Below are 16,278 nucleotides of genomic sequence, written 5' to 3' on the forward strand. Positions count from 1 at the left end.
TAATAAGCTTCTCTCAAGAGAGGCTTTTTTTGTGCTGTTTTCTAAATAAATGTAATTATATTTGAAGATAATTAGACTTCTGATAAAATTTCTCATCTTGAAAAAAATCATACTTATAACATTTCTTCTTTTCTTAAATACATTTCCAAATTATAGTCAAGAGTTGTTGCCTTTTGTAGAAAATTACAGCAAATCTGATTATAAGGGTGACAACCAAATTTGGAATATTGCTCAAGGAAATGACAAAGCGTTGTATTTTGCAAACAACCACTATTTGCTAAGATATGACGGAATCAAATGGGAGAAAAATACGCTGCCCAATAAAACAATCATCCGTTCTGTATTTGTGGAAGGAGACAAAATTTACTCTGGTTCTTATAAAGAATTTGGCTATTGGAAAAGAGAAAAGGGTAGGATGATTTATACCTCTATTTCTCAAGGTAAAAAAATTTTTAATGATAGTGATAATGGAGAGATTTGGAAAATTTTCAAATTCGATAACCACATCTACTTTCAGTCTTTCAATGAAGTATTTATTTTTGACGGAAAAAAAGTCAAGAAAATTAAACTGGCACCTTTAATCTCCTATTTTTTCGAAATTGATAAAGAACTATTGGTAGCAACTGTTGTCGATGGTGTTCAAAAATTACAAGGCGATAAGTTGGTCGAAATAAAAGCTTGGGAAGTTTTGAAAAACAACGTGGTGCATGCTATCGAAAAATATAATGGTAGCACATATTTCTTCACTAAGAAAAATGGTGTTTACATTAGTAAAAATGGTTCATTATCGCCATGGCAAAACCCATTGAATGAAGTTTTAAAAAAAGCCAATATCAACGCAGCCAAATTTCTTAAAAACAATAGACTTGTTATAGGAACTGCAAATAAAGGACTTTTCATATTTGATTTTAAAACTAATTCTTCGATGAATATAAATCGAGATAATGTCTTGATGAACAATAGCATTTTAACGATTACTGAAGATAAGGAGAATAATTTATGGTTAGGATTAGATAACGGAATCGCATATATTGAAGTAAATTCTCCTAATCTTATTTTTTATGATAATTCTGGAACTTTAGGATCTGTATATTCAGTCGTGAAAACAGATCGCGGTTACCTTTTGGCTTCAAATCATGGTGTTTATCAATACGAAAACAAAAACTTTTCGTTAGTGCCAAATTCTCAAGGGCAAGCATGGAGTATTAACAAGGTCGGCGATAACTACTTGGTAGGGCAGGACGAAGGGACTTTTTTATATAAAGAAGGTGCGTACTCTAAATACAATAGTATTAACGGCGGCTGGACATTAGTTAAAAGTAATGTTGATAATTCATATTTACAAGGAACTTACAGTGGGGTGTATGTTTATAAAGATATAGCTAACTCAGCAGAGGCGATTCTATTAAAAGACTTTTTAAAACCCATAAAATACGTAGCTCAGAATAAACGAAACGAAATTTGGGCGGCAGATAATTACAGAGGTTTGTATCGCATTAATTATAACGAGCAGTACCGAACCAAAATTGAAAACATCACTCAGAAAAACGGTATTAAAAATGACTTTGCTGTAAAGATTTTTGAATTTAGAAATGATATTTTATTTCTCATCAATCACCAATGGTACACTTACAATGCTGTCGCAAAAAAGCTAGTGAAGAACGAGCTATTCAATACTAATTTTTCTCAAGTTTCAGATGTTGTGAAGATTGATGAAAATCATTTTGTGATATTGCAAGGCGGACTCTTATACCAAGTTTATGCGAGCGCTGATACCACTTTTGTGCGTAGCTTAATCCAAGATAAATATTATAAAGGAAAGATTATCAATGATAATTTGAACATATTTAAAAACGGTGATAACTATCTATTAAATCTAGATGACGGCTTCATTTCGTTAAAATTGAATAACAACAATATAGCGGTTCCTAATTTAAAGGTGGAGGCTTTCGCCAACGATGAATTAGTAGAGACTGATGGAACGGTTAGTTATAATACAGAGGTTAACATTCATTTAATTTCTGGTTTTTACGGATCGTCTAAACCAAATCTATTTTACAAACTAGAAGATTCTAAAAATCCCATTCCCATTAATGATGGTAAGGTGACCTTAAACAATTTAAAAAGTGGGTCGGTAGTTTTTACAATGTATAATCATGACGGACTTAAATACAACAAAGTCAAAAGTTTTACTTTTTCAGTAGCAACTCCGTGGTATTTCTCAATTTGGATGATTTTAGTCTACATCATATTAATAGGTGTGATATTGTATATTTATTACAAGTGGAATAAAATGCGCTACATTCAAAAGTTAGCATTAAAGGAAGAGGATTTAAAACACCAAAAGAAAATCCTAGAGTTAGAACTAAAAGCACAAAATGACCTCAACACACAACAATATGAAAAGCATATTTTAGAGTTAGAGCTGCTGTCAAAATCTTCACAAGTAGCAGGAAAATCCCTCTCTATTGCAAAGCAAAGTGAAATGATCGAAAAGGTGCAAGGCATACTTGAAAAAGAAACTGACATTAATAAATTAAAATCAGAGGTTAAAAAAGCGATTAAAATTAATGCTGTTAATAAACATGAGTGGGAATCATTCGAAACAAATTTGAACCAAATTCACAATGAGTTCATTACTACACTTTCTAAAAAGTTTCCAAACCTTACTTCAAAAGACATCAAATTATGTATTTATCTTAAGATGAATTTATCATCTAAGGAAATTGCCCCTATGATGAATATTTCATTCAGAGGGGTAGAATTACATCGCTACAGATTGCGTAAGAAATTACAATTAGAAACTGAAGAAAACCTGTCTCAGTTTCTATTATCGTTATAAATAAATAGTAATAATTATATATACTTTATTTTTTAACGTATTTTTTTAAGTTATTCCCACACATCACTACTACATCATAGGTATTTATAATTGATAATATTTAAATTAATAACTTGTTGATATATAATAAGTTAATTTAAAAAATTGCGCTTTTGATGTAGTATTGTAGTAGTGTGTTTATGCTTACTATAACGATGTAATTATCTAATTTGGTCCCACTAACTTTAACAAATTATTAATTCATGAGAAATTTTATTTTAAGCTTTTTAGCACTCATATTACTTCCGGCATATATGTCAGGACAAGTGATCAAAGGTAAAGTATTGGATAAAGATGGAATTGGGATACCAGGCGCTATCGTCTTAGGGACAACATCTAATGCTAATACTGATACCGATTTTGACGGTAATTTTTCGATAAATGCAACTAATGGTGAAACATTAAAAATAAGCATGATAGGCTTTGAGACTTTATCAATCAAAGCAAGTACTTCTTTTATGACAATTACATTGAAAGATTCTCAGGAAATGACTTTGGATGAAGTTGTAGTAATTGGTTACGGTAGTCGTAAAAAAATAGATAATACTACTGCTATTACTTCTTTAAAAGCTGAAGAAGTTTCTAAGACCAAAGTTTTAAACGCTTCTCAAGCAATTCAAGGTAAGGCAGCCGGGGTGCAGGTAATTTCATCCGATGCACCAGGAAGTTCGCCGTCTGTTGTTATTAGAGGTTTAGGAACGGCTACAGGAGGGAGAACTCCATTATATGTAGTTGACGGTATGCCTACGACCAACATTAATAATATCAACACAAATGATATTACATCGTATGAAATTTTGAAAGATGCTTCTTCACTTGCTATTTATGGTACAAGAGCCGCAAATGGTGTAATTATTATTACAACTAAACAGGGTAAAGGAGACAAAGTTACTGTAGAGGTAGAAAGTTTTACTGGATTTAGAAAACCGCTTAAAACAGTAAGAATGGCAGATAGTAATGCTTATGCAACTTATACTAACGCCGCTTTAGGAACAAATACCTTTTCTACAAATCAACCAGTGAATACAAACTGGTTAGATGCTATTACAAGAACTGGAAATTATACTCAAAATAACGTTTCGATTTCGGGATCAAGTGAGAATGTGAAATACTTTTTTAGTGCAGGTAACTACGAAGAAAAAGCAATTTTAAACGGTTTAGATTATAGTCGTTTTACTTTTAGAAATAACAATGAATATAAAATTTCTGATAAATTAAAAATTACTCAAAACTTAAGTTTTACATCAGCTAATTCTACTCCACAACCTTTCAGCGCATTTACATCAGCTTACAAACAATCACCTATTGTACCTGTTCGCTTTTCAAACGGTTCTTACGGTATATCATATGTAGGAGCTGACGGAACTTCGGGAACATCAGGATCATCATTTAATAATGTTGGAAATCCGGTTTCGCAATTAGATTTTAATGACGAAGAGCAACGTAGCGTAACCTTACAGGGAGGAATTAAATTGGATTACGATATTTTAAAATCTTTAAAATTTACTTCACAGTTTAATGGGGAATATTACACTTGGAAAAACTACAACTTCGAGGACACACAAGCGATCTGGCAAGTAAACAACAATCCAGCTAATTTGAGTTCGATTGTTTATCCAGATGATAAAAATATAAACCAATTGACAAAAGGTAGAAATCAGTACTTTAACTGGAACTTATCTAATTATGTTACTTACAATGAGGTGTTTGGCGATATTCATGATATTGAAGTAACTGCAGGTATTGAAACTTCAATTCAAGGAGCGAGAGAGGCACTTACTGTAACTAGAAAAGATGTGAATCCAAATAGTAATTACTGGTCTTTAAAAGATGTAAATTATGTAGGGACAGTTACTAGTTATAAAGACGAAGTTTTTAACGAAACTAAATTGGCTTCTTATTTCGGACGTTTTCAATACAAGTTATTAGACCGTTATTTATTGACAGGTACCGTAAGACGTGATGGTTCATCAAATTTTGGTAAAGACTATCGTTGGGGAACTTTCCCAGCATTCGGAATTGGGTGGATTGTGTCTAACGAAAATTTCATGGCAAACGTGAAAGGAATTGACCTATTAAAAATTAGAGGTGGGTGGGGAAAATTAGGAAATCAAAATGTACCGCTTAACAATCAATCTTACTCATCAGGATTGAGTTATTATACAGGAGGTTCAATATTAAATGAAGGAACAACAATCAACTCTCAAATTGATCCAAGTTTGTCATGGGAGATTACTGAGGAGACTTCAGCAGGTGTTGATTTTGAGTTTTTAGACAGCCGTTTAAAGGGATCATTTGATTTGTATGATAAAACCACAAAAAATGTAATTTTATTTACAGTTCCTTACATTACTTCAGGTATTAATGCGGCATCGCCCGCTCACGTAGGTGAAGTAAACAATAAAGGATATGAAATCTCATTAAGATGGGATGATAAAATTAATGACGACTTATCATATTGGTTGGGCGGAAATTACTCTAACAATACTAATAAATTATCAAGTTTACAAAACGCTAATATTTCGCCAATTAAAGGTGGAGGTTTAGGAAACGGACAATGGACTAAATTATTAGATAACAGCTCAGTTGGTCAGGCATTAGGAAGTTTCTATTTATACGATTATGCAGGTGTAAATCCAGAAAACGGGAAAATGCTTTACTATACTGCTGATGGTGAGAAAGTAACTCAAGATAAATTAGCTGAAAGTGATAGAAATTATTCAGGTTCTATTTTGCCTACATCAAATTATGGTGTGACAGTAGGAGTTAACTATAAAAATTTCGATTTATCTGTAGATGGTTACGGTACGGGCGGATCAAAAGTATACAATGGGAAAAAAGCACAACGTTTTACAGGTGAGAATGTAGAGGCTTCCTTAGCTGAAAATTTTTGGACAGCAAGCAATACGACTGCTACAAATCCAGCACCATTCAATTCGGTTCCAGTTGCTTCAACTTATTACTTGGAGTCAGGAGATTTCTTTAGAATAAACAACATTAGTTTAGGGTACAAATTGCCTTTAAAAGAAGGTTTTATTAACTACTGTCGTCTTTATGTAAATGCAATCAATCCATTTATTACTCAAAAATTCTCCGGTTTTTCTCCAGAGCTAAACGGGAATGGCGACCCTTACGGAACTCAAGGAATTGAGTTAGACGCTTATCCTACGTTGAGATCAGTTGTAATTGGTGCTAATTTAAAATTTTAAGATCATGAAAAAAGTATATATATCAATGTTTGTACTATCCTCAATTTTTCTTTCAGGATGTTCAGATGATTACCTAGATGTTAATGAAACAGAATCAATCTTAACTGAAGACATCGAATTATTCAATAGTAATGAAGGTGCTGCAACATTTACAACAGCAGTTTATAATAAATTTCTAGATTTCAGTATGAGTTCGTTTTCATGGGTAGGGATGACTAGTATTGCTTCTGATGATGCTGACAAAGGATCATCACCTGGAGACACTGGTTCTGATAAAGATCTAATGGATGCATTGACTTACAATCCTTCATCACCATCAACTTCAGAAATCTTCAGAGCAAATTATGAAGGGATCAATAGAGCGAACCGAGCGATCTCGATAATCCCGACATTAGACAAAGCAGATGCTAATATCCGTGAACGATTAGTGGGTGAAGCTAAGTTTTTAAGAGCTTTTATGTATTTCACATTGGTAAAAGCTTACGGAGGTGTGCCAGTAATTGATCACGTTCCTAATCCCGCATCTGAAGAGGACCGTCTAATGCAATTAACGCGCAAAACGCCAGCTGAAGTGTATGCTTTTATCGAAAAAGACTTAACAGAAGCTGCGGCAGTTTTACCATTAAAATCAGCATATTCTGCTTCGGAAAAAGGTAGAGCGTCTCAAGGAGCTGCTTATGCTCTATTAGCTAAGATTAATTTATACCAAAAGAATTGGCAAAAAGTTGTGGATAACTGCAATCTAGTAACAGGATATTCACTAGTTGCAAATTATGCTTCTATGTTCAGACTTGCAGGAGAGAACGATGCTGAGTCTATTTTCGAAATTCAAGGAACAGGTACTGTGCCAATAAAAGGAATTGCAGGATATTCTAACATTCAAGGTGCTCGTGGTGCTGGAGGATGGGGATGGGGTTTTAATACACCTTCTCAAAGTTTATTAAACGCTTACGAAGCAAATGATGTTCGAAAAAATGCTACCATCATTTTTGCAGGAACTACATTATACGACGGTCGAGTGGTGCCTACTACTGTAGAAAATCCAATGTACAATTATAAAGCGTATTCCTCTTCGTTCACTGATGCTTGGGAAACAGACACTAATATAAAATATTTACGTTTTGCCGAAGTTATCTTAATGAAAGCGGAAGCATTAAATGAATTAGGACAAACAGCAGATGCTATTGCATTGTTAAACCAAATTAGAAACAGAGCGGGATTAGCAAACACAACGGCAGTTTCTCAATCTGATATGAGAACAGCAATTTGGAAAGAAAGAAGAGTCGAAATGGCATTTGAGCACGACCGCTTTTTTGACTTAGTAAGAACAGGTCAAGCAGCTGCGGCTTTTACTATTCACGGTAAAACTTTTGTAACTGGTAAGCACGAAGTTTTCCCACTTCCCCAAGCATTTATTGATGAAGCAGGCGGACTTTCAACTCAAAATCCTGGATACTAATCGATTTTAGATTTTAATCTGATATTTACAGTCACAGTAGTAACAGTGACTGTAACCAAAACTTCTTACTAAATAAACCACCATTTAAAGTAGTTAAAATTGTTTTCCATGACTTCAATCGCTTGAAGTTGTGGAACAGTTTTCTGCTGAATTAGTAAAAGTATTACTTAAATTTTAAAGCTTTCTAAAAAATGAAAATAGCTGCATTCATATTGCTCTTTAGTCTTATAAGTTCTTGTTCCAGTGCTTCAAATGGGGAAAGCGCAAGTTCTTCTGATTCTAGTGTCAACACCAATATACCACCACTTACAGATCAAGAAGCACTAGACCAAGTTCAAAAAGATGCCTTAAAATATTTTTGGGATTATGCTGAGTCAAATTCAAAGTTAGCGAGAGAGCGATACTTGGTTGACGATCCTGATTTCGAAAAAAATAAGGTTACCACTGGTGGTTCCGGTTTTGGATTGATGACTTTAATTGTTGGAGTTGAAAGAGGTTTTATTCCAAGAGCAGAAGCAGTGAGTCGCATGACAACTGCGATGCAATTTCTTCAAAAAGCTGATCGTTTTCATGGTGCTTGGGCACATTGGATGGATGGAGCGACTGGTAAAGCAATTTCTTTTGGTGGCAAAGATGATGGTGGAGACATTGTCGAAACTGCATTTTTAAGTCAAGGGTTAATTACTGTAAGAGAGTATTTCAAAAACGGAAATGAAGCAGAACAAAATCTTGCAAGACTAGCTGATGAATTGTGGAAAGGCGTAGAATGGAGCTGGTACACTAACGGTGAAAACGCCATGTATTGGCACTGGTCTCCAACTTATGAATGGGAAATGAAATTCAAACTAGAAGGATATAATGAATGCTTAATTGCATACATCCTAGGTGCGGCATCAACCACGCACCCAATTCCTGCGGCAGCTTATCACGAAGGGTGGGCTAGAAGTGGAGCGATCAAATCAACAAAAACGCAATTAGATATTCCTTTATTATTTAAATACAACACGGTTAGTGGCGATGTTGGGCCGTTGTTTTGGGCTCAGTATTCTTACTTAGGATTAGATCCATCGCAATTGGTTGATCAATATGCAAATTATGGCGATGTAACACAAAATCATGCTAAAATCATGCATAAATATGCTGTAGAAAATCCTAAAAAGTGGAATGGTTATTCTGATTCAGTTTGGGGATTAACTGCTAGTTATACCCGCAATGCAGATGGTTCAACAGGCTATGCTGCTCACGATACAGATAGTGATTTTGGAGTAATTACGCCCACAGCAGCATTATCTTCTTTTCCATACACACCAGAAGAATCAATGAAGTTTTTACATTACATCTATGGTGAAAAACGAAATCAATACGTAGGGAAAGCAGGTCCTTACGATGCATTTTCGCCACATTATAGTTGGGTAACTAAAAGATATTTGGCGATAGACCAAGGCACAATTGCTCCTATGATCGAAAATTATCGCTCTGGATTATTATGGAAATTATTTATGAACGCTTCTGAGGTGAAACCTGCTTTAACAGCATTAGGTTTTCACTCTAGCAAGTATAATTTCTAAACTATGAAACAGCTTAAATTAATCGCTATCGCACTAGTGTTTTCGAATTTCAGTTTTGCTCAAAAAGACATTGCTGGAACGGTGAAAACAGAAGTAGTAAAGAAAAAAAGCATTCAGTATGCGTTACACATTCCTGAAAATAGCAAAGACAAAAAACCGCTGATCGTCTTCTTACACGGAGCAGGAGAGCGAGGAACGGATATCGAAAAAGTTAAGGTGCATGGCCCTTTTAAATATTTACAGACAAATGTTTTAGATGCATATATTCTGGCGCCACAGTGTGCAGAAAATGAATATTGGGATGCCGACTCGCTTTACGAATTAGTATTAAAAATTCAGAAAGAACATAACATCGATAATAGCCGAATCTATTTAACAGGTTTAAGTATGGGCGCTTGGGGAGCTTGGAATTTGGCTACAGCACACCCTGAAAAATTCGCTGCGTTAGTAACTATTGCTGGAGCGGTAGATCGAGTAGTTCTTTTAGAAAATAAAAAATTAGCATCGATGCCAATCAAGATTTATCATGGCTTGTTAGACGATGTAGTCGATATGAATTATTCTGTGATGATGTATAAAAGATTAAAAGCTTCGGATGGGAATGTGACCTTGACCATTTTTGATGATGCAAATCATGATAGTTGGAGTCGCGTGTATGACAACAAGGAGATTTATGAGTGGATGTTTAAACAAACTAAAAACAAATAAAATGAATAATAAATTAATTGTGGCTTTACTGTGCTTTTCGGCATTTGGCTACAGCCAAAAAAAGAGTTCGAAAAAAACAGTTAAGATAAAACCTAAGGCAGAATTTGTGTCTGATTTAATGGCCAAAATGACTATTGATGAAAAGATAGGTCAGTTGAATTTACCTACATCAGGAGATATTACTACTGGAGCTGGAAGCGAAAGCTCAGATGTTGCTAAAAAAATTGAAGACGGTAAAGTAGGCGGACTATTTAATATCAAATCTGTTCAAAAAATTAAGGAAGTTCAAAAGATCGCAGTAGAAAAAAGCCGTTTAAAAATCCCGTTACTTTTTGGTATGGATGTGATTCACGGTTACGAAACTACTTTTCCTATTCCGCTAGGATTGTCATGTAGTTGGGACATGCCTTTAATCGAAAGAACAGCTCAAATTGCTGCTCAGGAAGCAAGTGCTGACGGAATCAATTGGACATTTTCACCTATGGTTGATATCTCTCGTGATCCTCGTTGGGGACGTGTTTCTGAAGGTTCAGGTGAAGATGCTTATTTGGGTAGTCAAATTGCAAAAGCAATGGTGAATGGGTACCAACAAGACAATCTTTCTAATAACAACTCTATTCTTTCATGTGTAAAGCATTTTGCATTGTATGGAGCTCCTGAAGCAGGACGTGATTACAACACTGTTGATATGAGTAGAATCAAAATGTATAATGACTATTTCCCTCCTTACAAAGCGGCAATTGACGCTGGAGCAGGGTCTGTGATGGCTTCGTTTAATGAAGTAGACGGAATTCCAGCTACAGGAAACAAATGGTTGATGACTGATGTGCTTAGAAATCAATGGGGTTTTAAAGGCTTTGTGGTGACTGATTATACAGGAATTCCTGAAATGATCGCACACGGAATGGGTGATTTACAAACGGTATCAGCTTTGGCATTAAATGCAGGAATCGAAATGGACATGGTAGGGGAAGGTTTTCTTACTACTTTGAAAAAATCACTTGACGAGAAAAAAGTAACTATAGAGCAAATAGATAATGCAGTGCGCCTTATTTTGAATGCTAAATATGACTTAGGGTTATTTGAAGATCCTTATAAATATTGTGATGTGAGTCGTGCTAAAAACGAAATTTTCACAAAATCAAATCGTACTGAAGCTAGAAATATAGCAGCACAATCATTAGTGTTATTGAAAAATGAAAACCAATTATTGCCTTTAAAAAAGACTGCAACTATTGCCGTTATCGGACCCTTGGCTGATGCCAAAGAAAATATGGCAGGAACTTGGAGCGTAGCAACAAACATGGAGAAATCAATTTCTTTGTTAGCTGGAATTAAAGAAGTTTCAAAAAATGCAGCTTCTATTTTATATGCTAAAGGAAGCAATTTAGACTATGACGCTGCCTTTGAAGAAAAAGCAACAATGTTTGGTAAAACGCTACACAGAGACGACAGAACTAAGGAAGAATTATTAGCCGAAGCTTTAAAAACAGCTGAAAAAGCAGATGTAATTGTTGCTGCTCTTGGTGAATCGGCTGAGTTGAGTGGAGAAAGTAGCAGTAGAACCAACTTAAAAATTCCGCAAGCACAACAAGATCTATTAGCGGCGCTTCTTAAAACAGGAAAGCCAGTTGTGTTAGTTCTTTTTAACGGACGTCCATTAGTTCTAAATTATGAAAAAGAAAATGTACCAGCAATACTAGATGTTTGGTTTGCAGGTAGTGAAGCGGGAACGGCAATTGCTGATGTATTGTTTGGAGATGTGAATCCGTCAGGAAAATTGACGACAACTTTTCCTAGAAGTGTAGGGCAGGTGCCTATTTATTACAATCAAAAAAATACTGGTAGACCATTAGGAAACTCAGAAGGAAAGTTTGAAAAATTCAAATCAAACTACATCGATGAGAGAAACGAACCATTATTCCCTTTCGGTTTTGGATTGAGTTATACCTCTTTTGAGTATGCTAATTTAAAATTGTCAAATACTAAAATGACAGCTAACCAAACTATCAAAGCGAGCGTAGAGGTTAGTAATACAGGAAATTATGACGGTAAAGAAATTGTTCAATTATACATTAGAGATGTTGTAGGATCTGTAACGCGACCTGTGAAAGAATTAAAAGGTTTCCAAAAAATATTCTTGAAAAAAGGAGAAAAGCAAACAGTTACTTTCGAAATCACAATTGAAGATTTAAAATTCTATAATTCAGACTTGAACTACGATGCTGAAGCTGGCCAATTTGAAGTGTTTATTGGAACTAATTCAGATGCAGCAAATAAAGTTGACTTCCTTTTGGATAAATAATTTGGTTTTTATTGCAACTTTGTTACCCTTCGGCCTAGTCTCCGAAGGGTTTTTTATAACTGCAATATCTTAATCGAATTTAGAATCTTTACTTTAGCAACAGCAAACAAATACTTAGAAATATGAAACATTTATTAGTAGCCTTAGTGCTTTTTTCTTCGAGTTATATAGGGGCGCAAACTGCCGTATCTCCTTCAAAAAAAATTGAGGTCAATTTTAAACTTAGTGCTACTGGCCAGCCTACCTATTCTGTAAAATACAACAAGAACACGGTGGTTGAAAAGAGCGCGATGGGATTTACTTTGAAAGATAAAGCGGCGCTTACTACTGACTTTACAATTGAAAAAGTGGAGAATTCTAGCTTCAATGAAAGTTGGAAACCCGTGCTTGGGGAACAAGCTAGTATTGTAAATCATTACAACGAACTAAAAGTATCTTTGATACAGAAAGAATCAAATATCAAAATGACTATTTTCTTCAGAGTTTTTGATGAGGGAGTTGCCTTTAGATATGATTTTCCAAAACAGAAAGAACTGAACTATTTTATCATTTCTGCTGAAGTTTCGCAATTCAACTTAACTGAAAACTACAAAGCATTCTGGCTTCCTGGTGATTTTGATAGTAATGAATACGAGTACAACGAAACCAAGTTATCAGAGATTGATAATTCGAAAATAGATATGAACAACGGAATTGGTGTCAAATCGATTCCCGGAAAATATATTGTACAATCGCCGTTAATGATGAAATCAGATGATGGTTTGTATGTAAATATTTTTGAAGCGGCGGTCGTTAATTATCCGGTGATGCATCTTAATGTTGATGTGAAGAATTTTGATTTTACAGCGCAGTTGGTTCCCAATGCAATAGGTGATAAAGCCTATTTACAAGCGCCATGCGTATCGCCCTGGAGGACAATAATGATTAGTGATGATGCCAGAGATATAGTAGGTTCTAAGATGATTTTGAACTTGAACGACCCTTCAAAAATCGAAGATACATCATGGATCAAACCGATGAAATATGTTGGAATCTGGTGGGAAATGCACGTAGGGAAATCAACTTGGGATTTTGCTGGTTCGCAAAATGCTCAAAACTCATTAACACAAGATTTGATTCCGTCAGGAAAACACGGAGCAACCACTGAAAATACAAAGAGATACATTGATTTTGCTGCTAAACATGGTTTTGATGGTGTACTAGTAGAGGGATGGAATGTAGGTTGGGAAGACTGGTTTGGAAACTGGAAAGAAGAAGTTTTTGACTTTGTTAGTCCGTATCCTGACTTTGATATTGCCGCAGTTTCTGCTTACGCAAAATCAAAAAATGTAAAAATGATCATGCACAATGAAACTTCAGGATCAGTATCTAATTTTGAACGTCATTTAGATCGAAATTTCGAAAATATGGTGAAATACGGTTATCCAGCAACCAAAACAGGATACGTAGGGAAAATTATCCCTCGTGGTGAATTCCATGACGGACAAAGCATGGTGAATCACTTTAATTTTGTTGCAAGACGCGCAGCAGATTACAAGTTAATGGTCAATTCTCATGAGTCGACTAGACCTACAGGCTATAGCAGAACCTATCCCAATTTTATTGCCGCAGAAGCTGCTCGTGGAAATGAATTTAATGCTTGGAGTAATGGTAATGCACCTATGCACGAAACTATTTTACCATTTACTCGCTTATTAGGTGGCCCTATGGATTACACTCCGGGAATATTCGAAATAAAAATGAGTCATTACGATAAATCGAAAACTGAGCAAGTACATACTACTTTAGCCAAACAATTGGCATTGTACGTTACAATGTATTCTCCGTTGCAAATGGCAGCTGATTTACCTGAAAATTACGAGAAATATAGCGATGCCTTTCAATTTATAAAAGACGTTGCTGTTGATTGGGACGATAGTAAATATCTAGAAGCAGAACCCGGAGATTATTTAACAGTCGTTAGAAAAGCAAAAGGATCTGAAGACTGGTTCCTAGGCGCAATCACAGATGAAAATGCTAGAAATACCACTATTAATTTGGATTTTCTGACGAAAGGAAAAAAATATAAAGCGACTATTTACGCTGATGCAAAAGACGCTGACTGGAAAGCGAATCCAATCGCTTATAAAATCTCTACACTTACAGTTACAAGCAAATCGAAACTAAAATTAAATTTGGCAGCAGGAGGAGGAACAGCAATTAGTTTCCAACTTATAGACTAATAATTGAAAATTTTCTAAAGTAATGCAAAATGTACGGCTTAGAATAATTTTCGAAAAATAGCCTTAAAAGCCTGCAAGTTCGCGTGTTCTTGCAGGCTTTTTTTATATCGAATAAACAAACATTAAATTATAACGATGATGTATAAAAATAAAATGATTAGCAGTTTATTAATGATCGGCCTGAGTTTTATCTTAACTGAGGCAACTGCACAAAACAAAACGTATTGTAATCCCATAAATCTAGATTATGGCTATTGTCCCATTCCAGATTTTGTTACTCAAGGAAAACACAGGGCTACAGCAGATCCTGTGATTACCTATTTTAAAGGGGAATACTATCTTTTTTCAACCAATCAATGGGGGTATTGGCACAGTAAAGACATGTCTGATTGGAAATTTATTTCTCGAAAATTCCTGAGACCAGAGCACGATGTCTATGACGAACTATGTGCACCATCGCTTTCATTTGTCAATGACACTTTGCTCGTTGTAGGTTCGACACATGGGAAGGAATTTCCAATCTGGATGAGTAAAAATCCATCGACAGACGATTGGAAAGAATTAGTTCATAAATCTGAAGCGGCAGCTTGGGATCCAGCTATTTTTTGGGATGAAGATAAGGACGAACTTTATGAATACTACGGTTCGAGTAATGTGTATCCATTATACGGTGTGAAATTGAATAGAAAAACTTTTCAACCCGAGGGAGAAGCTGTGCCTTTAATTGCATTGAACGATGATGAACATGGCTGGGAACGCTTTGGTGAAAACAACGACAACACCTTCATGCAACCTTTTATGGAAGGTGCATTCATGACCAAATACAATAATAAATATTATTTACAATATGGCGGACCTGGAACAGAGTTTAGCGGTTATGGAGACGGCGTATATGTTGGTGACAAACCACTAGGACCTTTTACATATCAATCTCACAATCCATTCTCTTATAAACCAGGCGGTTTTGCTAGGGGGGCGGGACATGGTGCAACTTACCAAGATAGTAATGAAGATTACTGGCATGTTTCGACGATTGTTATTGGAACAAAAAATAATTTTGAAAGACGCATCGGAATCTGGCCTGCTGGCTTTGACAAAGATGATATATTGTATTCGAATACGGCATACGGAGATTACCCGACCTATTTGCCATCAGAGAAGAAGAATCATCTAGATGAAAACTTCACGGGCTGGATGTTGTTGAACTATAACAAATCAGTCCAAGTTTCTTCAACGCTTGGAGGTTTTCAAGCTAATAATGCGGTGAATGAAGATATCAAAACCTACTGGTCGGCAAAAAGTGCTGACAAAGGCGAGTGGCTTTCTACTGATTTGGGTGAAAAAAGTACCATTAATGCAATACAAATCAACTTTGCTGATCAAGACGTTACTGTAATGGGAAAACCAGAAACAACTGTTGGTCACAAGTACATTATATACGCATCAGATAATAACAAAGATTGGAAAGTACTTATTGATAAAAGTCAGAATGGCAAGGATGTTCCTCATGATTATATCGAATTAAAAAAGCCAGCTCAAGCACGTTATTTAAAAATTGTAAATATGGGAATGCCAACTGGTAAATTTGCTTTGTCTGGTTTTAGAGCTTTTGGAAAAGGGAATGGCGAAATTCCGAAATCTGTAAATAATTTTGTTCCTTTACGTTCTGCACCAAAAGTGAAAGGAGAACGCCGCAATGTTTGGTTTAAATGGCAACAGGAACCCTCTGCTGACGGCTACGTTATTTACTTTGGTAAATCTCCAGATAAAATGTACGGTGCAATCATGGTTTACGGGAAAAACGAATATTATTTTAATGGATTAGACAGGTCCGATGCTTATTATTTCCAAATAGAAGCATTCAATAATAATGGTATCGGAGCCCGAACGGCAATTATAAAATCAGAATAAACTAAATTATATAAC

Annotated in this window: 8 protein-coding genes; all 8 read left to right on the plus strand. The window is 35.3% G+C overall.

Annotation, left to right across the window (positions count from 1 at the left end; all coding sequences use genetic code 11):
- Positions 1-97 precede the first annotated feature (97 nt).
- Positions 98-2,842, plus strand: a complete 2,745-nt coding sequence (locus tag H603_RS0115500; protein WP_051219363.1) for a helix-turn-helix and ligand-binding sensor domain-containing protein — start codon at positions 98-100, stop codon at positions 2,840-2,842.
- A gap of 242 nt (positions 2,843-3,084) precedes the next feature.
- On the plus strand, positions 3,085-6,090 hold the full coding sequence (locus H603_RS0115505) for a SusC/RagA family TonB-linked outer membrane protein (protein WP_026709481.1): 3,006 nt from the start codon (positions 3,085-3,087) through the stop codon (positions 6,088-6,090).
- A 4-nt stretch (positions 6,091-6,094) separates the two neighbouring features.
- Entirely contained in the window at positions 6,095-7,549 is a 1,455-nt protein-coding gene (locus H603_RS0115510; protein ID WP_026709482.1) for a RagB/SusD family nutrient uptake outer membrane protein, read from the plus strand.
- Positions 7,550-7,740: 191 nt separating this feature from the next.
- Complete coding sequence (locus H603_RS0115515) at positions 7,741-9,117, plus strand: glucoamylase family protein (protein ID WP_026709483.1); 1,377 nt, start codon at positions 7,741-7,743, stop codon at positions 9,115-9,117.
- Positions 9,118-9,120: 3 nt separating this feature from the next.
- Positions 9,121-9,825 carry a carboxylesterase family protein gene (locus tag H603_RS0115520; protein ID WP_026709484.1) on the plus strand — a complete coding sequence of 235 codons (705 nt, stop codon included), beginning with the start codon at positions 9,121-9,123 and terminating at the stop codon, positions 9,823-9,825.
- A 1-nt stretch (position 9,826) separates the two neighbouring features.
- The gene (bglX, locus tag H603_RS0115525; RefSeq protein ID WP_026709485.1) at positions 9,827-12,130 is read left to right on the plus strand and encodes a beta-glucosidase BglX; all 2,304 of its coding nucleotides are present in this window, start codon (positions 9,827-9,829) and stop codon (positions 12,128-12,130) included.
- Between the two features lie 122 nt (positions 12,131-12,252).
- Positions 12,253-14,352, plus strand: a complete 2,100-nt coding sequence (locus H603_RS0115530) for a glycoside hydrolase family 97 protein (RefSeq protein ID WP_026709486.1) — start codon at positions 12,253-12,255, stop codon at positions 14,350-14,352.
- Positions 14,353-14,487: 135 nt separating this feature from the next.
- Positions 14,488-16,263: a discoidin domain-containing protein gene (locus tag H603_RS0115535; RefSeq protein WP_394359129.1), complete on the plus strand. Its 1,776-nt coding sequence runs from the start codon at positions 14,488-14,490 to the stop codon at positions 16,261-16,263.
- Positions 16,264-16,278: the final 15 nt, after the last annotated feature.

The organism is Flavobacterium frigidarium DSM 17623, assembly GCF_000425505.1.
In the GTDB taxonomy this organism is placed as follows: domain Bacteria; phylum Bacteroidota; class Bacteroidia; order Flavobacteriales; family Flavobacteriaceae; genus Flavobacterium; species Flavobacterium frigidarium.